This is a genomic window from Pseudoflavonifractor phocaeensis (assembly GCF_021531815.1).
Taxonomy (GTDB): Bacteria; Bacillota; Clostridia; order Oscillospirales; family Oscillospiraceae; genus Lawsonibacter; species Lawsonibacter phocaeensis_A.
This window is the reverse complement of record NZ_JADYUM010000011.1, coordinates 23,355-49,129: the sequence shown is the minus strand read 5'-3', so window position 1 is coordinate 49,129 and position 25,775 is coordinate 23,355. Positions and strand designations below refer to the sequence as shown.

The 25,775-nt window shown below is 63.1% G+C and carries 22 protein-coding genes; 7 read left to right on the top strand and 15 right to left on the bottom strand.

Annotated features, from left to right (window positions below):
• Positions 1-6: 6 nt before the first annotated feature.
• Complete coding sequence (locus I6E42_RS08385; protein ID WP_235371468.1) at positions 7-636, bottom strand: cytidylate kinase-like family protein; 630 nt, start codon at positions 634-636, stop codon at positions 7-9.
• 326 nt (positions 637-962) lie between these two features.
• Here I6E42_RS08385 and I6E42_RS08380 point away from each other — a divergent pair, with 326 nt between their 5' ends.
• The 6 genes from I6E42_RS08380 to I6E42_RS08355 all read left to right on the top strand — a co-directional run bounded on the left by I6E42_RS08380 (position 963) and on the right by I6E42_RS08355 (position 9,412).
• Positions 963-2,288 (top strand): ABC transporter substrate-binding protein, encoded by a 1,326-nt coding sequence (locus I6E42_RS08380; RefSeq protein ID WP_235371467.1) that lies wholly within the window; start codon positions 963-965, stop codon positions 2,286-2,288.
• A gap of 118 nt (positions 2,289-2,406) precedes the next feature.
• A complete protein-coding gene (locus I6E42_RS08375) occupies positions 2,407-3,258 on the top strand; it encodes a carbohydrate ABC transporter permease (protein WP_235371466.1) in 852 nt (283 codons plus the stop codon).
• Complete coding sequence (locus I6E42_RS08370; RefSeq protein WP_235371465.1) at positions 3,258-4,103, top strand: carbohydrate ABC transporter permease; 846 nt, start codon at positions 3,258-3,260, stop codon at positions 4,101-4,103. The genes I6E42_RS08375 and I6E42_RS08370 overlap by 1 nt, the downstream gene beginning before the upstream one ends.
• A 278-nt stretch (positions 4,104-4,381) precedes the next feature.
• Complete coding sequence (locus tag I6E42_RS08365; protein ID WP_235371464.1) at positions 4,382-5,395, top strand: LacI family DNA-binding transcriptional regulator; 1,014 nt, start codon at positions 4,382-4,384, stop codon at positions 5,393-5,395.
• Entirely contained in the window at positions 5,392-6,954 is a 1,563-nt protein-coding gene (malQ, locus tag I6E42_RS08360; RefSeq protein WP_268841939.1) for a 4-alpha-glucanotransferase, read from the top strand. Before I6E42_RS08365 ends, malQ begins: the two co-directional genes overlap by 4 nt.
• 193 nt (positions 6,955-7,147) lie before the next feature.
• On the top strand, positions 7,148-9,412 hold the full coding sequence (locus tag I6E42_RS08355; RefSeq protein WP_235371462.1) for a glycogen/starch/alpha-glucan phosphorylase: 2,265 nt from the start codon (positions 7,148-7,150) through the stop codon (positions 9,410-9,412).
• 69 nt (positions 9,413-9,481) lie between these two features.
• Here I6E42_RS08355 and I6E42_RS08350 read toward each other — a convergent pair whose 3' ends face one another.
• The 4 genes from I6E42_RS08350 to I6E42_RS08335 all read right to left on the bottom strand — a co-directional run bounded on the left by I6E42_RS08350 (position 9,482) and on the right by I6E42_RS08335 (position 15,739).
• Positions 9,482-10,792 carry an MATE family efflux transporter gene (locus tag I6E42_RS08350; protein ID WP_235371461.1) on the bottom strand — a complete coding sequence of 437 codons (1,311 nt, stop codon included), beginning with the start codon at positions 10,790-10,792 and terminating at the stop codon, positions 9,482-9,484.
• A 443-nt stretch (positions 10,793-11,235) separates the two neighbouring features.
• Positions 11,236-12,843, bottom strand: coding sequence for a CTP synthase (locus I6E42_RS08345; RefSeq protein ID WP_235371460.1), 1,608 nt, complete (start codon positions 12,841-12,843; stop codon positions 11,236-11,238).
• 228 nt (positions 12,844-13,071) lie between these two features.
• Positions 13,072-14,559 (bottom strand): DUF1846 domain-containing protein, encoded by a 1,488-nt coding sequence (locus tag I6E42_RS08340; protein WP_235371459.1) that lies wholly within the window; start codon positions 14,557-14,559, stop codon positions 13,072-13,074.
• A 151-nt stretch (positions 14,560-14,710) separates the two neighbouring features.
• Positions 14,711-15,739 carry a sensor histidine kinase gene (locus tag I6E42_RS08335; protein ID WP_235371458.1) on the bottom strand — a complete coding sequence of 343 codons (1,029 nt, stop codon included), beginning with the start codon at positions 15,737-15,739 and terminating at the stop codon, positions 14,711-14,713.
• A 379-nt stretch (positions 15,740-16,118) separates the two neighbouring features.
• Here I6E42_RS08335 and gap point away from each other — a divergent pair, with 379 nt between their 5' ends.
• The gene (gene gap, locus I6E42_RS08330; protein ID WP_235371457.1) at positions 16,119-17,129 is read left to right on the top strand and encodes a type I glyceraldehyde-3-phosphate dehydrogenase; all 1,011 of its coding nucleotides are present in this window, start codon (positions 16,119-16,121) and stop codon (positions 17,127-17,129) included.
• Positions 17,130-17,244: 115 nt separating this feature from the next.
• Here gap and I6E42_RS08325 read toward each other — a convergent pair whose 3' ends face one another.
• From I6E42_RS08325 to I6E42_RS08280, 10 genes are all read right to left on the bottom strand, one after another.
• Positions 17,245-17,466, bottom strand: a complete 222-nt coding sequence (locus I6E42_RS08325) for a hypothetical protein (protein ID WP_235371456.1) — start codon at positions 17,464-17,466, stop codon at positions 17,245-17,247.
• A gap of 133 nt (positions 17,467-17,599) precedes the next feature.
• Positions 17,600-18,409 carry an Mrp/NBP35 family ATP-binding protein gene (locus tag I6E42_RS08320; RefSeq protein ID WP_235371455.1) on the bottom strand — a complete coding sequence of 270 codons (810 nt, stop codon included), beginning with the start codon at positions 18,407-18,409 and terminating at the stop codon, positions 17,600-17,602.
• Between the two features lie 116 nt (positions 18,410-18,525).
• Complete coding sequence (locus tag I6E42_RS08315) at positions 18,526-19,011, bottom strand: hypothetical protein (protein WP_235371454.1); 486 nt, start codon at positions 19,009-19,011, stop codon at positions 18,526-18,528.
• Positions 19,012-19,075: 64 nt separating this feature from the next.
• Positions 19,076-21,376, bottom strand: coding sequence for a penicillin-binding transpeptidase domain-containing protein (locus I6E42_RS08310; protein WP_235371453.1), 2,301 nt, complete (start codon positions 21,374-21,376; stop codon positions 19,076-19,078).
• Between the two features lie 48 nt (positions 21,377-21,424).
• The gene (locus tag I6E42_RS08305; RefSeq protein ID WP_235371452.1) at positions 21,425-21,937 is read right to left on the bottom strand and encodes a rod shape-determining protein MreD; all 513 of its coding nucleotides are present in this window, start codon (positions 21,935-21,937) and stop codon (positions 21,425-21,427) included.
• Positions 21,938-22,156: 219 nt separating this feature from the next.
• Positions 22,157-22,999 (bottom strand): rod shape-determining protein MreC, encoded by an 843-nt coding sequence (gene mreC / locus I6E42_RS08300; RefSeq protein WP_235371451.1) that lies wholly within the window; start codon positions 22,997-22,999, stop codon positions 22,157-22,159.
• Positions 22,996-23,598 carry a Maf family protein gene (locus I6E42_RS08295; protein ID WP_235371450.1) on the bottom strand — a complete coding sequence of 201 codons (603 nt, stop codon included), beginning with the start codon at positions 23,596-23,598 and terminating at the stop codon, positions 22,996-22,998. The genes mreC and I6E42_RS08295 overlap by 4 nt, the downstream gene beginning before the upstream one ends.
• Before the next feature lie 5 nt (positions 23,599-23,603).
• Positions 23,604-24,467, bottom strand: coding sequence for a DUF2262 domain-containing protein (locus I6E42_RS08290; protein WP_235371449.1), 864 nt, complete (start codon positions 24,465-24,467; stop codon positions 23,604-23,606).
• 91 nt (positions 24,468-24,558) lie between these two features.
• Positions 24,559-25,008, bottom strand: a complete 450-nt coding sequence (dut, locus tag I6E42_RS08285) for a dUTP diphosphatase (protein WP_235371448.1) — start codon at positions 25,006-25,008, stop codon at positions 24,559-24,561.
• 45 nt (positions 25,009-25,053) lie between these two features.
• Entirely contained in the window at positions 25,054-25,743 is a 690-nt protein-coding gene (locus I6E42_RS08280) for a YczE/YyaS/YitT family protein (RefSeq protein WP_235371447.1), read from the bottom strand.
• Positions 25,744-25,775: the final 32 nt, after the last annotated feature.

The following is a 25,775-nucleotide window of genomic DNA, read 5'->3' as shown; positions in this document are numbered from 1 at the left end:
CGGGTGTTATACCTTGGCGTCCTGGGAGGTCCGGGCCTGGACCAGGGCCACGATCAGGTCCACCGCGCCGTCGATACCGGTGGTGCTGGAGTTGAGGGTCAGGTCGTAGCGGCGCATGTCGCCCCAGGTGTGGCCGGTATAGTAGTTATAGTAGTTGGCCCGGCCCCGGTCCATCTGGATCACACGGTGTTCCATGTCCTCGGAGGGGATGTGGTATTCCTCCACGCAGCGCGCCACCCGGCTGGGCAGGTCGGCGTGGATAAAGACCTTCAGACACTCGGGCCGCTCGCCCAGCACATAGTCGCTGCACCGGCCCACGATGACGCAGGGACCCTCGTCAGCCAACTCCCGAATGACGTCGGCCTGGGCAAAGAATGCCTGGTGGCTCACGGGGACGCCCTGGTGGCCCAGGGCGGAGGTGCCAATGCCGATGGGGGCGATGGAGAGATGGAACCGGCTGCGGGCCCGTTCCTCCGCCCGGGCGATGAAGTCGGGGGACAGGCCGCTTTTTTCCGAGGTCTTCTGGATCAGGGAGCGGTCATAGCAGGGGATGCCCAGACGGGCGGCCAGCCGCTTGCCGATCAATCTGCCGCCGCTGCCGAATTCCCGGCTGATCGAGATCACATAGTTGCGCATGGAAATCCCTCCCGCAGTTTCTGTATCGCGGGGTCCGGGGGGAAGCCCGGACCCCTGTGAGGATGTTCTTTTTATATTATAGCGGATGGGGAAGAAAATGACAACGAAAATCTGCGGGCCGGTGGGGGCGGAGCGGCGAAGCGCGCTGGAGAAATTGTACAAAACGGAGGAAAAGATTTTGGCGATACGCCAAAATTGTTGGGATTCGTCAAAAAATCCTTGTATTTTGCCGGACAGACTGATATGATTAGGAACGTAGAGCATGGAAACGTTACCAGTAACGTTTCCAATAAAGATTCCGCAAGATTTTAAGGAGGAACATTGGAATGAGCAAGAAGATCTTTGCCCTGGCACTGGCGGCGGCCATGACCCTGTCTCTGCTGGCTGGCTGCGGCGGCAAGAGCAGCACCGGCAGCAGCACAGGAACCTCCGCCGGCAACGGCGGGAACACCGCCACCGGCTCCGTCTACTATCTGAACTTCAAGCCCGAGCAGGGCGACGCCTGGCAGGCTCTGGCCAAGGCCTACACCGAGGAAACCGGTGTGCCTGTCACCGTGGTCACCGCCGCCTCCGGCACCTATGAGCAGAACCTGATGAGCGAGATCGCCAAGAGCAATCCCCCCACGCTGTTCCAGGTCAACGGCCCCGTGGGTCTGGCCAACTGGAAGGATTACTGCCTGGATCTGACCGGCTCCGATGTGCTGGGCCAGCTGACCAGCGACGCCTTCGCCCTGAAGGAGGGCGACGCCACCCTGGGCATTGCCTACGTCGTGGAGTCCTACGGTATCATCGCCAACAAGACCCTGCTGGCCCAGGCCGGTTACTCCGTGGATGACATCCAGTCCTTCGCCGACCTGAAGAAGGTGGCCGAGGACATCACCGCCCGCAAGGACGAGCTGGGCTTCGCCGCCTTCTCCTCCGCCGGTATGGACGGCTCCTCCGACTGGCGCTTCAAGACCCACCTGGCCAACCTGCCCATCTACTTTGAGTATCAGGCCGACGGCATCGGCACCACCGACGCCATCAAGGGCACCTACCTGAACAACTACAAGGACATCTTTGACCTGTATATCAACAACTCCACCTGCGACCCCGCCCTTCTGTCCGGCAAGACCGGCGACGACTCTCGCAACGAGTTCCTGGCCGGCGAGGCCGTCTTCTTCCAGAACGGTTCCTGGGAGTACGGCAACCTGGTGGGCGAGGGCAAGTTCTCCGATGACGACCTGCAGATGATCCCCATCTATATCGGCGTGGGCGACGAGGCCAACCAGGGCCTGTGCACCGGCACCGAGAACTACTGGTGCGTCAACAACTCCGCCAAGGAGGAGGACATCCAGGCCACCCTGGACTTCATGTACTGGTGCGTCACCTCTGAGAAGGGCACCAAGGCCATGGCCGAGGACATGGGCTTCGTCATCCCCTTCAAGGCCGCCCAGGACTCCCCCAACCTGTTCGTGAAGCAGGACGCCGCTTATACCGCCGAGGGCAAGATCCCCGTGTCCTGGAACTTCCCCACCATGCCTTCCGAGAACTGGAAGAATGAGCTGGGCAACGCCCTGACCGCCTACGCCGCCGGTACCGGCAGCTGGGACGACGTGGTCTCCAAGTTTGTGGACGGCTGGGCCAGCGAGTACGCCGCGCTGAACGGCTGAGTTTCACGCCGCGTGGATCAAAACGGGGTGGGCCTTACCGCCCGCCCCGTTTTTTCATCTCCGTCCGGCATGGGACGGCGCCGTACCAGTCTGTGATTTATGTTTTGGAAGTGATATTGTGGAAAAAGCGATCAAGCGATATTGGCCGGTGTTCGTCCTTCCCACGCTGGCGGCGTTTCTCATCGGCTTTGTGTGGCCCTTCCTCCAGGGCCTTTACCTGTCCTTCTGCCGGTTCATCACCATCGACAAGGCCACCTTCAACGGCCTGAGCAACTATATCCACGCCCTGACGGAGGCGGACTTCCTCCACTCCTTCTGGTTTACCGCCCTGTTCACCGTGGTGTCCACCCTGTGCATCAACATCGCGGCCCTGGCCATTGCCCTGGCCCTGACCCGGGAGATCAAGGGCACCAACCTGTTCCGGTCTGTCTTCTTCATGCCCAACCTCATCGGCGGCGTGGTGCTGGGCTATATCTGGAACATTCTGCTCAACTGCGTCCTGACCCTGCTGGGCAAGCCCCTGCTGTCCCTCCACGCCCCCTACGGCTTCCTCGGCCTGGTCATCCTCATGTGCTGGCAGCAGATCGGTTACATGATGATCATTTATATCGCGGGGCTCCAGGCCATCCCCGGGGACTACCTGGAGGCCGCCCGCATCGACGGCGCCAACGAGCGGCAGATCCTCTGGAGGATCAAGCTGCCCAACCTGATGCCCTCCATCACCATCTGCCTGTTTTTGAGCCTGACTAACGGCTTCAAGCTCTTTGACCAGAACCTGGCCCTCACCAACGGCGATCCCGCCCACAAGACCGAGATGCTGGCCCTGAACATCTACCAGACCTTCTACGGCCGCTCCGGCCCCCAGTGGAAGGGCTACGGCCAGGCTAAGGCGGTCATCTTCTGTATCCTGGTCATCGCCATCTCCCTCATCCAGCTCCGTGCCACCCGCTCCAAGGAGGTGCAGCAATAATGACAAAGCGACAGACCATGAAGGACCGTGTGCTGACCGTTGTCCTGGGCGTCCTGTGCGTCGCCTGGGTCTATCCGGTGTTCATGATCCTGTTCAACTCCCTGAAAAAGGAGACCGCCATCTCCACCGGCACTGCCTTTGAACTGCCCACCGCCGGGACCTTCGCCGGGCTGGCCAACTATGTGGACGCCCTGACCTCCAAGGGATTCCTCACCGCCTTCTGGTACAGCCTGGTCATCACCATCAGCTCGGTGGTGCTCATTCTGATCTGCTGCTCCATGTGCGCCTGGTTCATTACCCGTATCCACGCCTGGTACAGCAAGGCCCTCTACTATCTGTTCGTATTCTCCATGGTGGTGCCCTTCCAGATGCTGATGTTCACCCTGTCCGCCACGGCGGACCGGCTGCACCTGAGCAGCCCCTACACCATCTGCATCATTTATCTGGGCTTCGGCGCGGGGCTGGCCGTGTTCATGTTCTGCGGCTTTATGAAGTCCATCCCCATTGAGATCGAGGAGGCCGCCCTCATCGACGGCTGCAACCCTATCCAGACCTTCTTCCTGGTGGTGCTGCCCATCCTGAAGCCCACCCTGATCTCCGTGGGTATTCTGGAGACCATGTGGCTGTGGAATGACTACCTGCTGCCCTACCTGGTTTTGGACCGTACCAAGGGCTATATGACCATCCCCATCCTGATCCAGTATTTCCGGGGCAGCTTCGGCAAGGTGGAGATGGGCCCCATGATGGCCTCCATCATGATGAACATCATTCCCATCATCATCGTCTACCTGCTGTGCCAGAAGCACATCATAAAAGGTGTTGCGGCGGGCGCCGTGAAGGGGTAAAATAGAGCCTCCAGGGGGGACGCTGTCCCCGCTGGATACGAAAGCGCCGCGCCGTCCAAAGGACGGCACAACGCTTTCGATACTCCCCTTGCCTTTGCCCGCAAAGGCGGCCCTGGCCGTTGCGGCCAGGGGCAGCGGAGTCCTGCGGCGAAATGAATTCGTCTCCGGACGGATTTGATTTTGTTTTGCCGCAAGCGGCAAAATGCGCCGAAAAACAGATTTGATTGCATTCGCGCCTGGGGGCGCGAATCGCGGAGGCCCGGAAAGGAGAGAACACCATGACCATCAAGGATATTGCCCGGCTGTCCGGCTGCGGCGTGGCCACGGTGTCCCGGGTGCTGAACCAGCACCCCGACGTCAGTGAGGAGACCCGCCGGAAGGTGATGGCGGTGGTGGAGGAGCAGGGCTTTCAGCCCAACAACAACGCCAAGCATCTGAAGCAGCAGGCGGGCACCAGCATCGCCATTTTGGTAAAAGGAACCCAGAACATGCTGTTCGCCGACTTGGTGGAGCGCATTCAGGCCCTCCTCCGGGAGCGGGGCCGGGACGCCGCTGTCTACTACCTGGACGAGGACGCCAACGAGGTGGCCTATGCCCTCCAGCTGTGCCGGGAACGCAAGCCGGTGGGGTTCCTGTTTCTGGGCGGCGACCTGGACTTTTTCCGGGCGGGCTTTGGGGAAATCAGCACCCCCTCTGTCCTGCTGACCAACACCGCCCGGGGGCTGGGCTTTGACAACCTGTCCAGCCTGACCACCGACGACGAGGCCGGAGCGGCCCAGGCCATCGACTACCTGCTGAGCCAGGGCCACCGGGACATCGGCGTTCTGGGGGGCAACTGGTCCTGTTCCCAAATCAGCTACCGCCGTATCCTGGGCTGCAAGGCGGCTTTTGACCGCTGGGACGTGCCCTTTGACGCCGACCGCCAGTGTGAGCCCAGCCGGTACTCCATGGCCGATGCCTACTCCGCCGCCCGGCGGCTGCTGGAGCGGAACCCCCATCTGACCGCCCTGTTTGCCATGAGCGACGTCATGGCCATCGGCGCCATCCGGGCCCTCCGGGACCTGGGCAAGCGGGTGCCCGAGGACATCTCCGTGGTGGGGTACGACGGGATCTCCATGGCCCGCTACTCGGTGCCCCGCCTCACCACCGTCCGCCAGGACACCCAGCATCTGGCGGAGCAGGGGGTGGAGGTGCTGCTCCGGAGCATCGAGGGCCGCCAGGGGCCCACCCATGGGGTGGTTCCCTTCCAACTGGTGGTGGGGGAGAGCGTCTGCCCGCCCGCGGCCAAATGAACTACATAGAACACAGAAAGGTGGATTCCAACGTGAGAAGATCGGGAATCCTGATGCCCATTTCCTCCCTGCCCGCCCCTTACGGCATTGGCACCATGGGGGCCGCGGCGCGGGAATTTGTTGACTTTCTGGCCCAGGGGGGCCAATCCTGCTGGCAGATCCTGCCGGTATGTCCCACCAGCTATGGGGACTCCCCCTACCAGTCCTTCTCCTCCTATGCCGGAAACCCTTATTTCATCGATTTGGATGACCTGGCGGAGGAGGGCCTGCTGGAAAAAGAGGAGTACGCCGGCCTGAACTGGGGCGATGATCCGGCGGCGGTGGATTACGGCCTGATGTATGTCCAGCGCTATCCCGTGCTGCGGAAGGCCTGCGCCCGGCTGCTGGCGAAAGAGGACCCGGAGTTTGAAGCCTTCTGCGCCCGGCGGGCACAGTGGCTGGAGGACTACGCCCTGTTCATGGCCCTGAAGGGCAAGCATGGCGGCGTGTCCTGGTTTGAGTGGCCCGAGGAGGAGCGGCTGCGCCGCCCCCAGGCTCTGGCTGCGGCCCGGGAGGAGCTGGCCGGGGAGACCGCCTTCTGGAAGGCGGTACAGTACCTGTTTTTCCGGCAGTGGGCCAGGCTGAAGGCATACGCCAACGGGAAGGGCATCTCCATCATCGGGGACCTGCCCATCTATGTGTCCGGGGACAGCGCCGACGTGTGGTCCAACCCCGAACAGTTCCAGCTGGACAGGGACGGACGGCCCACCGAGGTGGCGGGCTGCCCCCCCGACGGCTTCTCCGCCGACGGTCAGCTGTGGGGCAACCCCCTCTTTGACTGGGAGAAGATGAAGGAGGACGGCTACCAGTGGTGGATCCGCCGCATCGCCGCCCAGTTCCAGGTCTATGACATCCTGCGCATCGACCACTTCCGGGGCTTTGACGAGTATTACGCCATCCCATTCGGGGACGATACCGCCCGCAACGGCCGCTGGCGTCCCGGACCCGGCATCGATTTCTTCCGGGCCGTGAATCAGGCTCTGGGAGAGAAGGAGATCATCGCCGAGGACCTGGGCTTCCTCACGGATACGGTGCGCCAGCTGCTGGCGGAGACGGGCTACCCCGGCATGAAGGTGCTGGAGTTTGCCTTTGACAGCCGGGATACGGGCAGCGACTACCTGCCCCACTGCTACACCAGACACTGTGTGGTCTACGCCGGCACCCACGACAACGACACCATCCAGGGCTGGATGGAAAGCGCCCCCGCCAAGGACGTGGAATACGCCAAGGAGTATCTCCGTCTGAGCGAGGAGGAGGGCTGGAACTGGGGCATGATGCGCTCCGCCTGGGCCTCCTGCGCCGACCTGGCGGTGATGCAGCTCCAGGATGTGCTGGGCCTGGGCAGCGAGGCCCGGATGAACACCCCCTCCACCTTGGGGAACAATTGGAAGTGGCGGGCCCTGCCGGGCAGCTATGGTCCGGAGCTTGCCCGCAGGCTGTACCATGAGATGGGGGTCTACCAGCGCCTGGCCGGGAAAAGATTCCCGGAGCCGTCTGGCGCGGAAGAAGGAATCATGTAACAAAACGGGGTCTTCTGGGGAGAAGACCCCGTTTTTATTCTGTTTGCCCTGGCATTTTGGTTTAAAAGGGAAAGAATTGTGCACAATTTTACGGAAAACCATTTGACGTTGGGGCGGGCAACTGATATACTTGCGCCGTGACCAAGAATTGGAAACGTTTCCGGGCCTGGAAGGCCAGAGAGGAGACTTGACGATGGAACTGAAAGAACAGCTGTTTCAACTGACCCAGGAGCGGTTCAAACGCTCCCCGGACCAGTGCAGCGACCACCAGCTGTATGAGGCCCTGCTGCTGATGACCCGGCGGATGATCCAGGACCGCCCCGCCCCTCAGACGGGACGAAAGCTGTATTATTTCTCGGCGGAATTTCTCATGGGCAAGCTGCTGTCCAACAACCTGCTGGCCCTGGGCCTCTATGACCAGGTGCGCACCCTCCTGTTCGAGATGGGCCGGGACCTGGGGGTCATCGAGTCTGAGGAGCCCGAGCCCTCCCTGGGCAACGGCGGCCTGGGCCGTTTGGCCGCCTGCTTCCTGGACTCCATTGCAGCCCTGGGACTGCCCGGCGACGGCGTGGGCCTGAACTACCACTACGGCCTGTTCCGCCAGAAATTCGCCGGCAACAAGCAGACTGAGGAGCCGGACCCCTGGCTGGAGCCGGAGAGCTGGCTCATCCCCACCGGACGGACCTTTACCGTCCCCTTCGGCGGGTTTGACCTGAAAGCGGTCCAGTACGACGTGGCCGTCCCCGGAGCGAATAACGGATACGCCAACCGGCTCCACCTCTTTGACGTGGAGGAGCCCGCCGGCCAGCCCTGGATGGGCATCGGCTTTGACAAGACGGACATCGCCCACCACCTGACCTCCTTCCTCTACCCCGATGACAGCGATGAGAATGGCCGCCTGCTCCGGGTCTACCAGCAGTACTTCATGGTGTCCGCCGGGGCCCAGCTCATCCTCAAGGAGCTGGAGGAGCGGGGATACCCCCTGGAGGAGTTGGCCGACCACGTGGTGATCCAGATCAACGACACCCACCCCTCCATGGTCATCCCCGAGCTCATCCGCCTGCTGACGGAGCGGGGCATGTCGGTAAACATGGCCATCGACCAGGTGGGCCGTACCTGCGCCTACACCAACCACACCATCCTGGCCGAGGCACTGGAGAAGTGGCCCCTGGCCTTTATCCAGAGGGTGGCCCCCCAGCTGGTCCCCATTATCCTGGAGCTGGACCGGCGGGTGAAGGAGGCCCATCCCGATCCCCGGGTATCTATTATTGACGGCCAGAACCGGGTCCATATGGCCCATATGGACATCCACTACGGCTTTTCTGTCAACGGTGTGGCTGCCCTCCATACAGAGATCCTGAAGAACTCGGAATTGAAGCCCTTCTGCGACCTCTACCCCCAGAAGTTCAACAACAAGACCAACGGCGTCACCTTCCGCCGCTGGCTGGAGGCCTGTGACCGGGAGCTGGCCGCCCTGATCGATGACTGCATCGGCCCCGACTGGCGGCGGGACACCCAGAAGCTGGAAGGGCTGATGGCCTATCAGAACGATAAGGTGGTGCTGGACCGGCTGCTGGTGGTGAAGCAGGAGAATAAGAACCAGCTGTGCCGCCAGCTGTGGGCCGCCCAGGGCATTGAGCTGGACTCCGATTCCGTTTTCGACATCCAGGTCAAGCGGCTCCATGAGTATAAGCGCCAGCAGATGAACGCCCTGTATATCATTTACAAGTACCTGGAGATCAAGAGTGGCAAGCTGCCCGAGCGGCCCGTTACCGTCATCTTTGGCGCCAAGGCAGCCCCCGCCTATGTGATGGCAAAGCACATCATCCACCTGATCCTGACCCTCCAGCAGCTCATTGAGCAGGACCCCCAGGTGAGGCCCTGGCTGCGGGTGGCCATGGTGGAAAACTACAACGTCACCTGGGCCGAGCGGCTCATCCCCGCCTGCGACATCTCCGAGCAGATCTCCCTGGCCTCCAAGGAGGCCAGCGGCACCGGCAACATGAAGTTCATGGCCAACGGCGCCGTCACCCTGGGCACCCTGGACGGGGCCAACGTGGAGATCGCCCAGCTGGTGGGTCCGGAGAATATCTACACCTTCGGCGCCAAGAGCGACGACGTGATCCGTATGTACGCTGAAGGTAGCTACCGCCCGCTGGATTGTTACCACCGTCCCGGGGTGGAGCGGCTGGTGGATTTCCTGGTGTCCCCCGAGCTGCTGGCCACCGGCGACCCCGCCAGCCTGTCCGTCCTGTGGAAGGACATGAAGAACAAGGACTGGTTCATGGCTCTGCTGGATGTGGAGGACTATATCGCCGCCAAGGAGCGGGCCGTCCACGACTACGGCGACCGCTACGCCTGGGCGAAAAAGATGCTGGTCAACATCGCCAAGTCCGGCTATTTCTCCTCTGACCGGACCATCCGGCAGTATAACGAGGAGATCTGGCACCTGAACTGATAGGAACGCATAAAATGAAGCCCCGCCGCCCGGTGTACCGGGCGGCGGGGCCTTTTTCTGTGGATTTCTTCAATGGTTTGGCCGCCGGAGAACGTACAGGACGATAGCCAGGGCGGCTACCGCCCCCTCGGTGATGGGGAAAGTGAGCCACAGGCCGGTCATGTCCCAGAGAGCGGACAGCAGGAAGGCCAGAGGCAGGATCAAAACAAAGCCCCGGAGCAGGGAGATGACGTGGGCGGGCAGGGGACAGTCGGTGGACGTGAAATAGATGGCCAGCACGGTATTCAGTCCGGCCCAGGGGCAGCCGAGGAAGTAGAGCTGCAGCCCCCGGACGGCGATGGCTTGGAGCCCGGGGTCCCGGTCCCGGTTGAACAGGGCGGCCAGCGGCTCCGCGCCCAGGGACAGGCCCAGATAGAAACAGAGGGAGAGAAGCAGCACGGTGACCACGGCGTAGCGGAGCACATCCCTGATCCGGTCCGGCTGTCCCGCGCCGTAGTACTGGCTGAGCAGGGGCTGGACGCCCTGGGCCACGCCGGAGTAGATGGCCAGCACCACGATGGACAGGTTGGCCACCACCCCGTAGGCGGCCACGCCGAGGTTGCCCTGGAGTCCCAGCAGAATGAAGTTGAAGGCCACCATCACCGCGCCGGCAGACACCTCCGCGACCAGGGACGGAAGTCCGGCGGAGAGGATCTTGCCGCACAGGGGCAGGGATGGGGCGCAGGGGACCCAGTGAAAGGTGTTTTTCCGCCCCAGGAAGAAGGGGGACAGGACGGCCAGGCTGATGAGAGGCGCCAGACCGGTGGCCAGCACCGCGCCGAAGATGCCCATGTCCATGGGAAAGATGAAAATGTAGTCCAGCAGGATGTTGGACAGGCTCCCGGTGACCATGGCGGCCATGGAGCGCTGGGGCGCGCCGTCGTTCCGGACGAAGCAGAGGAGGATGTGGTTCAGGAGAAACGCGGGGGCGAACAGGCACAGGACCCGGATATAGGTCCTGGTCATGGAGAACACCGGGCCACCGGCCCCCAGCAGGGCGGCAATGGGGCCGGAAGCAAACAGTCCGGCCAGAAAGAATAAGGCTGCGGGAAGAACGGCCACCGCCAGGGTATGGGTAAAGGCGGCATTGCTCTCATGGGAACGGTTTTGGTGCCGCGCGATGGAAAACCGGGTGGCGCCGCCCATTCCCAGCATCAGCCCCACGCCGCCGATGAAGCTGTACATGGGAATGGCCAGATTCAGGGCGGCCAGCCCGTCCGGGCCCAGGCCGTTGGCCACAAAAAAGGTGTCCGCCAGTACGTAGCAGGAGAGCGCCACCATCCCCAACACATTCAATGAACAGAACCGGACAAATTCCCGAAAGCATTTGGACGAATTCACAGCAAAGCTCCCTTCTCAAAAAGAAAACGCCGACGATCCCATCTTCAAGGCCTAACGATGGGATGTTCGGCGCGTGACCCTCTGACCCGGCGGCCAAAGGACACCTCATTCAATTGCTGCCTTTATCATAGAGGAAAGGGACGGGAAAGTCAAGGGACTGGGGGCGGAAAAGTGAATGGCCGTGGAATGACGGGAGGCGCCGCCCCGCGCGATGAGATCGCCCCGCTCCCGGATAGGGGTTCGGGAGCGGGGCAGATTGCTTATTCCTCAGCGGCCTCTTGCTTCTTGGCCGCGCCGGTAAACTCCCGGAACAGGGGATGAGCCTTGTTGGGCCGGGACAAAAGCGGGGCTCTGCCCGCTTTTGCCCGCTTGATTCCATGCCCTCCGGCTCCCCGCTGGCGCGGGAACCGCCGGAGATGGCAAAAAGCCGGCCCGCGCTGGACTTATTCGGCCTTCTGCTTCTTGGCCGCGCCGATGAACTCCCGGAACAGGGGATGAGCCTTGTTGGGCCGGCTTTTCAGCTCCGGATGGAACTGGACGCCCACGAACCAGGGGTGGTCGTGGAGCTCCACGATCTCCACCAGACGCTGGTCGGGGGACAGGCCGGCCAGGGTCAGGCCCGCGTCGGTGAGGACCTGGCGGTAGTCGTTGTTGAACTCGTAGCGGTGGCGGTGGCGCTCGCTGATCTCGTCGGAGCCGTAGGCCTGATAGGTAAAGGTGTCGTGGCCGGTGATGCGGCAGGGATAGGCGCCCAGGCGCATGGTGCCGCCCTTGGCGGTCACCCCCCGCTGGTCGGGCATCAGGTCGATGACCGGATGGGCGGTGGTCCGGGACAGCTCGCTGGAGTGGGCGTCCTCCATGCCGCAGACGTGGCGGGCGTACTCGATGACCGCCATCTGCATGCCCAGGCAGATGCCCAGGAAGGGCACCTTGTGCTCCCGGGCATAGCGGACGGCGGAGATCTTGCCCTCGATGCCCCGGTCACCGAAGCCGCCGGGGACCAGGATGCCGTCGGCCCCCGCCAGGATCTCGGCGGCGTTGCCGTCGGTGACGGTCTCGGAGTCCACCCAGCGGACCTTCACCTTCACGTCGTTCTCAATGCCGCCGTGGGTCAGGGCCTCCACCACGGACAGGTAGGCATCGTGGAGGGCCACATACTTGCCCACCAGGGCGATCTCCACGCAGCCCTTGGGGTTCTTGGCCCGGTGGACCATGGTGGCCCATTCGGTCAGGTCGGGCATATGGCAGATGAGCCCCAGGCGGCGGACCACCACGTCGGCCAGCCCCTCCCGCTCCAGCATCAGGGGGACCTCATAAAGAATGTCGGCGGTGAGGTTAGGGATGGCGTTCTCCACGGGGATGTTGCAGAACAGGGAGATTTTTTCCAGAATGTCCTTGGGGACGGGATAGTCGCTGCGGCAGATGATGACGTCGGGCTGGATGCCCAGGGACAGCAGCTCCTTGCAGGAGTGCTGGGTGGGCTTGCTCTTCAGCTCCCCGGTGCCGGGGATGGCCACGATGAGGGAGACGTGGACGAACATCACGTTCTGGCGGCCCCGCTCGGCGGCCACCTGGCGGATGGACTCCAGGAAGGGCTGGCTCTCGATGTCGCCCACGGTGCCGCCGATCTCCACGATGGCCACGTCGGTATCCGGCGTGTCCAGGGCGTAGATGCGGTTTTTGATCTCGCCGGTGATGTGGGGGATGATCTGGACGGTGCCGCCCAGATAGTCGCCCCGGCGCTCCCGGTTCAGCACGTCCCAATACACCTTGCCGGAGGAAACGGAGGAATTAAAGGTGAGGTTTTCGTCGATGAAGCGCTCATAGTGGCCCAGGTCCAGGTCGGTCTCCGCGCCGTCATCGGTGACGAATACCTCGCCGTGCTGGTAGGGGCTCATGGTTCCCGGGTCCACGTTCAGATAGGGGTCCAGCTTCTGGACCTTCACCCGCAGGCCCCGCTGCTTCAGCAGACGGCCCAGACTGGCCGCTGTGATGCCCTTGCCCAGACCGGAAACCACGCCGCCGGTGACGAAAATGTACTTCACTGCCATAAATATCCCTCCGTCGATTCAATTCACTGTTTTGAAAAACACCGGGTTATTGTACTCTTATCACCCTGTACTCGTCAAGAAAAACAGGGGTGAGATTTGACAAAATTTTTGCCTCCGCGTGGAGCGTGCGATGTGGGGAAAACCCTGCCGAAAGTGATGGGCGGGACAGGCGCCCAAAAAGTATAGGCGCCCCTGGGAGATCCTTCTCCCGGAGGCGCCTCATTGCGCTTATCGGTGATACAGTTTGTTGGTCTGGTACCGGGGCTCGCAGGTGAGCTGGAGGCCCAGCTTTTTATAGGTCACCGCGTCGGCGGCGGACAGGATGACGGAGCAGTGGGCCTGGCAGCCCTTTAGCTCGGCCAGTACGTCCAGGGCTTTGGCGGCCTTGGGGTCGGCGTTGGCGGAGGAGGCTAGGGCGATGAGCACCTCGTCGCTGTGGAGCCGGGGGTTGTTGGAACCCAGGTACCGGACCTTGACGGTCTGGATGGGCTCGATGGCGCTCTGGGCGATGAGGTGGATGCCGTGCCCCCCCGCCCCGGACAGCTTTTTCAGGGCGTTGAGCAGGGCGGCGGCGGAGCAGCCCATAAGCTCGGAGGTCTTGCCGGTGATGATGGCACCGCCGGCCAGCTGGATAGCCATGGCGGGCTCGCCGGTCTCCTCAGCCAGCCGGTTGGTCTCGGCCACCACCGGGCGGATGGCGGGGGTAATGCCGGCCTGCTGCATCAGCAGCTCCAGCTTGTACACCGCGCAGTCAGAGCCCTTACCCTGGCGGCGCTCGCACAGGGCGTCGTAGTACCGCCGGACGATCTCCTGCTTGGCGGCCTCCTGACAGGCGTCGTCGTCGTAGATGCAGTTGCCAGCCATATTGACCCCCATGTCGGTGGGGGATTTGTAGGGGCAGCTGCCGGTGATCTTCTCAAACATGGCGGACAGGACAGGGAACACCTCCACGTCCCGGTTGTAGTTCACGGTGGTCTGCCCGTAGGCCTGGAGGTGGAAGGGGTCGATCATGTTCACGTCGTCCAGGTCGGCGGTGGCCGCCTCGTAGGCCAGGTTGACGGGGTGCTTCAGGGGCAGGTTCCAGATGGGGAAGGTCTCAAACTTGGCATAGCCCGCCACAATGCCCCGCTTGTGCTCGTGGTAGAGCTGGCTCAGGCAGGTGGCCATTTTGCCGCTGCCCGGGCCGGGGGCGGTGACCACCACCAGGGGGCGGGAGGTCTCGATATAGTCGTTTCTGCCGTAGCCCTCGTCGCTGACGATCTTGGCGATGTTGTGGGGATAGCCGTCAATGGGGTAGTGGCGGTAGACCCGGACGCCCAGACTCTCCAGGCGGGTCTGGAAGGCGTCGGCGGCGGGCTGGCCGGTGTAGCGGGTGACCACCACGCTGCCCACATACAGGCCCCGGGAGCGGAAAATGTCGATGAGCCGCAGCACGTCGCTGTCATAGGTGATGCCCAAGTCGCCCCGGACCTTGTTTTTCTCAATGTCGCCGGCGTTGATGGCAATGATGATCTCCGCCTTGTCCTTCAGCTGCTCCAGCATCCGGATCTTGCTGTCCGGCTCAAAACCGGGCAGGACCCGGGAGGCGTGGTAGTCGTCAAAGAGCTTGCCGCCGAACTCCAAATACAGCTTGCCGCCGAACTGGGCGATCCGGTCCCGGATGTGCTGGGATTGGAGACGCAGATACTGCTGGTTGTCAAAGCCCCCTTTGGCCATGACAATCACCGCCTTTTTTCATCAAAATACACCCAAACATTTTACAACGGGGGAGAGGGAGCGTCAAGGGATTTTCCTGGGAATCCGGGGAAGAAACGGGAAAATCCGGGAAAACGCCCGGAAGCGGGTGGAGGGCTTCCGGGCGCGGGAGTCAGCTGTCATCGTCCAGGGCAAACAGTCCGGCGGGCAGCACGTCGGACAGGGCCACCAGCAAGGGGGACAGTCCGCCGTCCTGCTGGAGGATGGGGGAGCGCACCGGAACACGGGGGTCCAGGGGACCGGTGGGAAGGGAGAGAATGGTGGTGGGGGCCTCCTGCCCCAGGTCCACCAGCAGGGAACCCTGGTGGAGGGAGGCAATATGCCGGGCGATGGGCAGGCCCAGGCCGGCCCCGGACCCGGCCATGGGGAGGCGCTGGTCGGTGTCCTGCTGGAGCATGGCGGCCAGTTGGCGCTGGGTGGGCGGGGCGCCGTTGCCGGAGAGGGTGAGCACCGCCCGCCCGCCCTGGCTGCGGAGGCGGACTTCGATCCGGTCCTGACCCGGCGCCCGGGCGGCGTTGGCGATCAGCTCCAGCAGCAGGCGGCGAAGCAGTTGGGGGTCGCCGGGGACCAGCAGGGAGGAGAGGGGGGACTGGTAATCCAGTTCCACCCCCGCGTCACGGAGCAGAGGGGCGGCCTCGGCGCAGGTCTGGCGGCACAGCCCAGCCAGATCCATGGTGACCGGGCGGAAGGGGACGCCGTCCCCGCTCCCGGCCAGACGCATAAAGTCCAGATTGTCCACCAGCCGGAACAGCCGGTGGAAGCTCTTTTTCAGCTCCGGGTGGCCGGGACCGGAAAGCTCCTCCGAACCCACCAGTAATTCCCCCAGGAAGGTACGTAGCTGGCGCAGCGCCCCGTCCAGCTGGGTGTCAGTGAGGGCGGTAAGGGGGGCGGGCTGAAAGGTGAGCCAAAGCCCGCCGGAAGTCCCGGCCAGGCGGAAGGCATAGCGGCTCAGTCCGGCGGTAAAGACGCCGGACCGGGGGGCCTCCTCCGAGAGGGGCGGGAACCAGGAGGGGACCGGGGCACCCGGCTCCAGTTGGGGCAGATAGTGCCTGGCCATGGGGTTGGCCGCGGCGATCCGGTCCCCCTGGATCAGAACGGCGGCCTCCGGAAAACAGGCGAGCAGATCATTCAAATCAGGCATGGCGGTCCCTCCCCCAAAACGGGTCTTCCCACGGAAGATCTGTGCCCACGTCGATTTTCATTAAGGTTATCATGTGCCGTCCGGCGGGCGGACATGTGATAGAACCAGTATAGCAAAGTTTCCCAACCCCAACAAGGGGAAAGTGAAAAAAGAGGCGAAAAGCGTACGGGAGGAGATTAAAACGGCGGTTAACCGGAAAAAAGGGCGAAGAAACGGGATAAGGGACGTCTTCCTTGCGGTATGGCTAATTTTAGTTGGAAAAATTTTTGAATTATGGGAAAAAACACACTACCAAAACGGAGAAAAAAAGGTTATAATACTGGACGAACCCTAGTGGATAACCTATTTAAAAAAGATTGAAGAGAAGGAGCAATTCAACATGAGCATCAAAGTTGGCATCAATGGCTTTGGCCGTATCGGCCGTATGGTGTTCCGGGCCAGCCTGAACCACCCCGAAATCGAGATCGTGGGCATCAACGATCTGTGCCCCGCCGACTACCTGGCTTACATGCTGAAGTATGATACCATGCATGGCCAGTTCGCCGGTACTGTGGACAGCACCGAGAACGCCATCATCGTGAACGGCAAGGAGATCCCCATCTCCGCCGAGCGCAACCCCGCCGACCTGCCCTGGGCCAAGCTGGGCGCTGAGTACGTGGTGGAGTCCACCGGCCTGTTCCTGACCAAGGAGAAGGCTCAGGGCCACCTGGACGCCGGCGCCAAGAAGGTCATTATGTCCGCCCCCTCCAAGGATGACACCCCCATGTTCGTCTGCGGCGTCAACTTCGACAAGTACACCACCGACATGAACTTCGTCTCCAACGCCTCCTGCACCACCAACTGCCTGGCCCCCATCGCCAAGGTCCTGAACGACAACTGGGGCATCACCGAGGGCCTGATGACCACCGTGCACTCCGTCACCGCCACCCAGAAGACCGTTGATGGTCCTTCCCTGAAGGATTGGCGCGGCGGCCGCGCTGCCTGCGGCAACATCATCCCCTCCTCCACTGGCGCTGCCAAGGCCGTGGGCAAGGTCATCCCCGAGCTGAACGGCAAGCTGACCGGCATGTCCATGCGTGTTCCCACCCTGGACGTCTCCGTGGTCGACCTGACCGTCAACCTGGCCAAGCCCGCCAAGTATGAGGAGATCTGCGCCGCCATGAAGGCCGCCTCCGAGGGCGAGCTGAAGGGCGTTCTGGGTTACACCGACGAGGCCGTCGTGTCCTCCGACTTCCTGGGCGACACCCGCACCTCCATCTTCGACGCCGGCGCCGGCATCGCTCTGACCGACACCTTCGTGAAGGTCGTCTCCTGGTACGACAACGAGATCGGCTACTCCAACAAGGTTCTGGAGCTGATCAAGCACATGTACTCCGTCGACCACAAGTAATCTTATCCCGCTTCTGCAAGAGGCGCCGCTTTGACAGCGGCGCCTCTTTTTATATACCATATGTGCCATAAAAACACCGGGCGCGGGGAATTTCCCGCGCCCGGTGTTATGGTTGTCAAAACAGCTTTTTCAGTCCGCTGAGGGCCCCGGCCACCTTGTCCGCGCCCATTTTGCCCTGGATGCCCTTGACCAGCTTGTCCAGCACCTCGTCGTCCAGGTCCAGGCCCTTCACCAGTCCCTGCACCGCCTTGACGGGGTCCTTCTTGAACTGCGCCATCAATTTCTCGTCCTTGGTAATGGTCTCCACCAGCTCATTGACTTTTGCCACAATGTCCATAAGGGGTTCCTCCTTGTATTCCGGCGGCGCGCCGTAAATTTGTGTCGATTCATGGTATCATCACAGGGAGAAAATGTCAAGAAGACCGCCCCCGGCGCAATGGCCGGAGGCGGTCCTGATTTTGAAAGGGGACTCAGCCGTCCAGACGGTCGGCCAGCTCGGCCAGGGGGTTGTGCTCCACCTGCTCGATCTTGCCGGCGTCGAAGGCGGCAGCAAGGCTGGGGTCGATGGGCAGGCGGGCCAGGACAGGCAGCTCCAGCTCCATGGCCACCTGGTCCAGATGGCTCTCCCCGAAGATGGCGTGGCGCTTGCCGCAGTCGGGGCACTGGAAGTAGCTGTAGTTCTCCACCAGGCCCAGGACGGGGATGCCCATCATCTTGGCCATGTTCACCGCCTTGGTAACGATCATGGACACCAGGTCCTGGGGGGAGGTGACCACGATAATGCCGTCCACGGGCAGGGACTGGAAGACGGTCAGGGGCACGTCGCCGGTGCCCGGGGGCATGTCCACAAACATATAGTCCACGTCGCCCCACACCACGTCCTGCCAGAACTGGGTGACCACCCCGGCGATGACGGGGCCCCGCCAGATCACGGGATCGGTCTCGTTGGCGGACAGCAGGTTCAAAGACATGAGCTTGACGCCGCCGGCGGTGACGGCGGGATCGATGCCGGCGTCGGTGCCAGTAGCCTTCTGGTGGATGCCGAAGGCGGTGGGGATGGAGGGACCGGTGATGTCGGCGTCCAGAACGGCCACCTTGCGGCCCTTCTTGGACATGGCGGCGGCCAGGGAGGCGGTGACGGTGCTCTTGCCGACGCCGCCCTTGCCGCTGACCACGGCGATGACGCGCTTGACGCTGGACAGGGCGTTGCCGGGAACGCGCATGTCCCGGGAGCCGCAGTCGGCGCTGCAGCTGGAACAATCATGGGTACATTCAGACATGTGACAGGCACTCCTTATCGTTAATGGAAAAAATCAAAAAAGATCATTCTTCAAACCCATAGTCTACCCTCTTTTGGCCCTGCCGTCAAGGCTATGATAAAGGGCTGCTTTTATGGTCAGTTGTCGGTGATTTCCGTTACGGTCAATTGCAGTTGATACTCATGTTCTGCGCCATCCAAATCTGCTGTCTTTAATTCAAACCAAAGACAGTTTGGCAGTGCGTCAACGCCGGCAGTCAGCACAGTGCCGCCGGATAGCTTTCCGGTCTTGCCGGAAACGCCTATGGTTTCACCTGTTTCGTCCACAACGCTGTTGGACAGCAGGATATTTTTCCCGCCGCCGGACAGAACATAGAATGTCTCGGTATACGCCGTGACTTCATCAAAATGTTCCTGATCTACTGCTAAATCGCCGCCATAAAATGTCTGTTCCTCATCTGATAAAACGATCACCCCGTTTGAGATGGAAAGAAGGTCGTTTTCGCCGCTGAAGGAATAGACAGAAACAGATGGTGTCTGCCCACCTTTGGCGGGGCCATTACACCCCGCCAGCATTGTAGCGCAGAGTATCGACGAAAGAAGGACCGCGACGATCTTTTTCATATAGTTACCTCGTCAGATTCCCGGAGATATTTGGAACAGGAGAAACGTTTGAAAGGCGGTTGGTTCAGCGCACCAGGGTGTTTTCCGTCAGAGGTTCGTCCCGGGTCTCCTGGGCGGAGAAGTAGTAGTCCAGAATGTCCGCCGCCATGGCGCCCAGCTCGGAGCCGCTGCCGCCGTGCTCCACCACCATGGCCACGGCGATCTCCGGGTCGTCGTAGGGGGCGAAGCAGACGAAGACGGCGTTGGATTCGGTCTGGGTGCTGATCTGGGCGGAGCCCGTCTTGGCGCCCACCCGGAAGGGCAGGTCCTGGAAGTACCGGCGGACGGAGCCCTCGGTGGTCAGGGCCAGCATGCCTTTCTTCACCGCCTCCAGGTTTTTGCTCTGGATGTCGATGGTGCTGAGGACCTGGGGCTCGTAGGTGTAAAGGATCTGGGAGAAGTCGCTGGATTTGACCTCTTTCAGCAGATGGGTGGCGTTCCGGGTACCACCGTTGACCAGAGTGGCGATGTAGTTGGCCAGCTGGATGGGGGTGAACTGGCTGCTCTCCTGGCCGATGGCCACGGACAGGGTGCTGCCCTCGTACCAGGTGCCGCCCAGGCTCTCGGTGTACGCCGGGCCGGCCATGATGCCGGCCTTCTCGTCCAGCTCGATGCCCGTCTTCTGCCCCAGGCCGAAGCGGCCGGCATAGTCGGTGATGCGCTCGATGCCCAGCTGGCGGCCCACCTCGAAGAAGTAGTAGTTGCAGGAATTTTCAATGGCCTGGGAGACGTTCTGAAGGCCGTGAGTCCCGCCCTTCTGGCGGTAGATCCAGCATTTGGGGTAGGGGGGCGTGCCGTAGTAGGTGTACTGTCCCTCGTCCCGGATCTGGGTGGTGGGGGTGACGATGCCCTCCTCCAGACCGGCCACAGCGGTGACCATCTTGAAGGTGGAACCGGGGGCGTAGGTGCCCTGGAGGGCCCGGTTGAACAGGGGCTTCAGGGGATTTTCCAGATGCTTGTTGTAGTCGGCGCCGTAGCTGGCCAGATCAAAGGTGGGGTAGGAGCCACAGGCCAGCACATCGGAGTTTTTCACGTCCAGCACCACGCAGGCGGCGCCCTCCACCTCCTTGCTGACCAGGTTGGGCAGGGACTCGGCCAGGGTGTCCTCCACCTTCTTCTGCAGGTCGATGTCGATGGTGAGGACCACGTTATCTCCGGGCTCCGGCTCGGTGAGCCAGGTCTGGGAGACGATCTTTCCATTGGTGTTCCGCTCCAGGGCGCGGACCCCCGGGGTGCCCCGGAGGTAGGACTCAAAGGCTTTCTCCACGCCCTCCTTGCCCACGGTGTCGTCCATCTGGTAGTCGGCTGTGCCGTCGCCGTCCTCGTCCACGGTCTTGTAGTAGCTCCACTCCTCCGGGCTCATAGCGGCGACCCGGCCCAGCAGGTGGGCGGCGTAGGCGGTGTGGTACTGGCGGACGGTGGTGGCCTCAATGACCACGCCGTTGAGGGACAGCTCCTTGACCCGGGAGATGAAATCGATGTCCACATCCTCGGCGAAAATATAGGGGTTCCAGTTGACGCCTTTGGAGTAGAGGGACAGCTCGTACAGGACGCCCGCCGCCGCCCGGGCGTCGGCGGAGTCCAGGTCGCCGATATTCAGGGCGGGGACCTGTGTCCCCGACTCCCTGGCGGTTTTTTCGTCCACCGCGCCCTCCCCTTTCAGCTCAAAGGAGCGGCACATCAGGCCCAGAAGCTCTGTGGCGGTGGGCAGGGTGTAGGGAGTCTCCTCCTTGGTGGAGGGGGAGGAGGCGTCCCCTGTCTCTCCGGTGAAAAAGGACTTGATCCGGTCCAGCAGGCCGGGCTTCTTGGCCGGCGTGGAGGACTCTCCGGCGGGCTCCGGGTCCTTTGTGGGGTCCTGGATCCACTTCATGGCCACCGCCAGCTTGCCCAGCCGGGTGAGGGAGCGGACCTGGGTGCCGTCGTCCTTTTGGGTGACGGTGTAGTAGGGCTGGTCGGTGGTAAAGAAAAAGGGCGCCTGGGCTGAGATGGGCAGGGAGTCGGACCACTCCACTCCGGCCTCATGGGCCGCCTGGATCAGGGAGAGGATGGTGGCGTTGCGCTCCTGGGTGCTGCCCATCAGGCTGGTGTTCAGCTTCACCTGATACACCGCCCGGTCAGAAACCAGGACCCGGCCGTTCCGGTCCAGGATCTGGCCCCGGCCCGCCTCCACCGTTTCCGTCTCGGCGATCTTGTATTTGGACTGCTTGTAATACTCCTCGCCGTTGTTGATCTGAAGGTCATACAGGGTGGAGCCCAGAGAGGTCAGGACGATGGCCAGCAGGACCACTATGGCCCATACCCGGCGGTGGAATTGTTTGGTGTCCAAGCGGAACACCCCCTTTGCATTGGAGATCAGAAGTTGTGGGGCCGCCCATCAGGCCAGCTTGGTGCCCCCTACCCGGTTGAAGATGGTCCGGAACAGCAGATAGACCAGGGGAGCCCAGACCAGGGTGAGCAGGCACTCGGGGATGGCCAATTGGAGCAGGGCGGGCAGCCCCGCGGCGTCGGTGATGAGTCCCCGGAGCACCCGCAGGCCGTCCAGCACCGCCAGTACCCCGGCGGTGCACAGCAGGCAGCCGGGCAGGGACTGGGACAGGGCGTATTGTGAGAGGGCCCCGGTGACCATGCCCGCCAGGGCCATAAACAGCACCAACCCGCCGAAGCCGCCGGGGTAGGCCAGCTCCCACAGCAGGCCTACCGCCAGACCGAAGCCGGAACCGGCAAGGGCGCCCTCCAGCACCGCCACCGCCGCCAGGGCGGGGGGCAGCAGCATGGGGGAGATCCCCAGCAGCGGATACCGGGGCAGAAAATAGGCGTCCACCACCCAGACCAGAAGCAGGCCCAGGGTGTAGACAGACCATTTGTGGATCAGGTCGCGGCGGGTCATGGCGGTCCCCCCTTGTTTGCGTTAAGAATCAGAAGTTGAGGTGCCGCCTGCGGCGGCTTTTGCAGCAGGGGCGAACACAGCGCGCCCCTGCCCGTGACGGAGAGCTGCAGAGACGGCCCGATGAGGGCATCGGGCCCTACATTTGCTGCATCGGAAGTGAAGGGAAGCGGACCCGCAGGGGCGAAGGGGATGAAATCTTTGGAAAAGAGGAGGGTCCCCTCACTCCACAATGTCAAAATCCTTGATGACAAAAACCTCGATGAGTTCATCGAACCGGACGTCGGGGGCCACCACGGCGTAGCGGGTCATGCCGGAGGGGTCGGTAAAGACCCCCTCCACCTGGCCCACCACCAGTCCGGAGGGATAGATGTCCCCCTTGCCGGAGGTGAGCACCTCGTCCCCGGACACCAGCTGGGCCCCGTCAGGCAGATAGCTCAGCTTCAGCTTGCCCTGCTGCATCAGAGCGAAATCTCCCTCCAGGATGCCGGCGGAGTAGGTGCGGGTGACGATGCCCCCCATTTCAATGTCGGTGTTGATGACGGTGGATACGGTGGACCAGTTCAGCCCCGTCTCGGACACTACCCCCACCAGCTTGCCTGTCTCGGTGATGACGCAGTTGCCCACCTCCACCCCGGCGGAGGTGCCCTTGGAGATGGTCAGGGTGGATTCCCAGTTGGAGGTGGAGCGGGCGGTGACCTTGGCGTTTTCAAAGACGAAATCCCGCCGCCGTTCCTGGAGGTCCAGCAGGCTCCGGAGCTGCTCGTTCTCCCGGCTGGCCTCCTGGCCGTTCCGGACTTCCTCCTCCAGCGCGGCCACCTGGAGCCGCAGCTCATCCAGCTCGTCGTGGAGCTCCTGGTAGTGGAAGACGTAGGCGTAAACGCCCTCCGCCCAGCCGGTCACGGCGGCGACGCCTCCCCGGATGGGGGCGGTCACGGTGTTGAACAGGTTGGACAGCGGGTCGGAGTTGCCCCCCAGGAAGGCGGAACCCACCCCGATGAGGATGGACAGCAGCAGGGCGATGACCACCAGCAATATTCCGTTTTGACGCAGAAAATCTTTCACGGCATTTGCTCCTTCTGGGCGCACAGGGCCAAAACGTCCACGCCGAACCGGGCCAGCATCCGCCCCAGACGGCACACCGGCAGGCCCACCACGTTGCAGTAGTCCCCCTCGATACCCTCCACCAGCAGGGCGCCGTACCCCTGGATGCCGTAGGCCCCGGCCTTGTCCATGGGCTCCCCGGTGGCCACGTAGGCCGCGATCTCGCCGGGGGTCAGGGAACGGAAGCGGACGGCGGTGGCCTCGTGCTCTGTGAGCACATCCCCGTCCCGGCAGACCGTCACCCCGGTGTACACCGTGTGGGTCCGACCGGACAGGGAGGCCAGCATGGCGGCGGCCTCCTCCCGGCTATGGGGCTTGCCCAGGACCCGGCCGTCCACCGCCACCACCGTGTCGGCGGAAATGACCAGGTCCCCGGGGGCGGCGGAGGCGGCCACCTCCACCCCTTTTTGGAGAGACAGCGCCTCCACCAGCTGGGCGGGGGAGAGGCCGGGGGCGGCCTTCTCCTCCCCCTGGGCGGGGCGGATGATAAAGTCGGAAATGCCCATCTGCCCCAGCAGCTCCCGCCGCCGGGGGGATTGGGACGCGAGAATGATGGCCATGGCGGTTATCCTTCCATCTGAGCGTCGGCGGGCCCCTCGGTCAGGGACCCGGTCACATGAATGGCGCGGCCCCAGAACAGGCCGCCGTCGTTGAACCAGAACTCAAAGCGGCCGTCCCCATAGATCTGGACGGATTCCAGCTCCATCTGCTCCAGAAAGCTCTCCCGGGTGACCTCTCCGGCTTCCCCGTCCTCTCCGGCGGCCTCCCGGACCCAGTCGTTGGCCTGGGACAGCAGCTGGCCGGCGGCGAAGGCGCGCACCTTTCCGTCCCAGCCCGCCTGGTCGGCCATGAGGTCCAGGGCGTTGTCCTGGGCGGCCTTCATCTCCGCCTCGCTCCCCTGGTCGTAGGTGAGCTGGATGGACTGGCCCAGCCAGTCCACGTCGGCCTGGAACCAGTTGACCGAGCGGTTGAGCACAAAGGTGCCCAGCCCGGGGACCCAGGTGCTGACCTCCTGCTTCTGCTCCTCCAGAATGGCCTTCAGCTCCGGGTCCATGACGGGGGAGGGCATCCCCACCAGCAGGAAGCGGTCGTCATCCAGCCCCTGGCGCACCCGGGCCTGGATGATGGAGTCCCGGGGGGCCAGCCGCCGCAGGTAGCCCAGCAGGGTGTCGTCAGCCAGGGCCACCAGGCAGGTGTCCTCCCGGTGGAGGGGTCCGCCGTCTTCCTTCCAGGCGGTGAGGGGCAGGGTGGCGGTCCACAGCTCCTGGCCGGGCTCTTTATCGCCGCCGAAGCCGTTGGCCCCGGTGACGGCCAGAATGTCGAACTCCTCCGGGTCGAACTGGGCGGCCAGAGCGGCCAGCTCGGGGTGCTGGGCGCTGGAAGCGTCAGACTTGGGCGCTTCTTTCTTCTTTCCAAATAGTTTGAACATCGCAGGTCACTCCTAAAGGTGGATGTAAAGAATATCGATGGGGATGTGATTTCTTGTCACGCCTCGCCTGCTCATGACGGCTCGGCCACTTCTATTTCCCCGTGGAGCCGAAGCCCCCCGCCCCCCGGGCGGTGTCGCCCAGCTCCTCCACCATCCGGACCTGGGCCTGGATAACGGGGGTGATCATCAGCTGGGCGATGCGGTCTCCGGGCTGGACGGTGTAGTCCTGGTCCCCGGAGTTTTGCAGCCCCACCAGGATCTCTCCCCGGTAGTCGCTGTCGATGACGCCCACGCAGTTGGCGGGGGCGATGCCGTGCTTGATGCCCAGGCCGCTGCGGGCGAACACCAGGGCCACATATTCCGCCGAGGGCAGGGCGATGGCGATGCCTGTGGGGATGACCGCCCGCTTCCCGGCGGGGATGGTCACCGGCGTGTCGGTGCAGGCGTGGAGGTCCATAGCCGCCGCCCCGGCGCTGGCGTAGAAGGGGGCGGGGATCTCATGGCCGATCTTGGGGGAGAGGGCTTTGATCTTCAGTTCCATAGTTGATTCCTCACAGTCAATGTCATGTGAAATAACGCAGACGGTTCAAGCGGCGGCGTGGGCCCGGGAGAAGGCCCGGAAGGTCTGGACCAGGCCCTCGTGCTGAACGGAGCGGGGGTCGAAGCGGAGCAGACGGAACACCAGGTCGATGATAGGCCCGGTGGCCACCAGATGGATCAGGGTGCCGAAGCCGATGGAGCCGCCCAGCAGCCAGCCCGCCAGCAGCACCAGTGCCAGGGTGGCGGCGGTGACGGTGCCGATGGAGAGCTTGGGGAACCGGCGGGCCAGGGCCACGGACAGGGCGTCCCGGGGTCCGCAGGACAGGGCGGCCGTCATATAGACATACTGGCCGAAGGCCATCACGAACAGTCCGGCCACCAGCAGCAGGGCGGGGGCCGCCCAGCCGCGCTGGTCGGGGATGGGGTCCAGCCAGAGGCACAGGTCGGTGAGCCAGCCCACCAGCAGAGAGTCCATGATGGTGCCGATGCCGATGGGCTCCCGGAGCAGCAGGTCTGCCGCCACCACGGCGATGGACACCAGGATGGAGGCATTGCCGTAGGACATGGACAGGTGCCGGGCCAGCCCCTCATGCAGGGCCTGCCAGGGGGCGTAGCCGATGGCGGCTTTCAGCTGGAGATAGGTACCGACGGCGAACAGGGCCAGTCCCGCCGAGGCCAGCAGCATCCGCCGCAGATGGTCCAGCAGGAAGCGGCCCATGGGTGAAGTGGAAACCATGAGGGAACAGCCTCCCAAATGAAATAAGATGG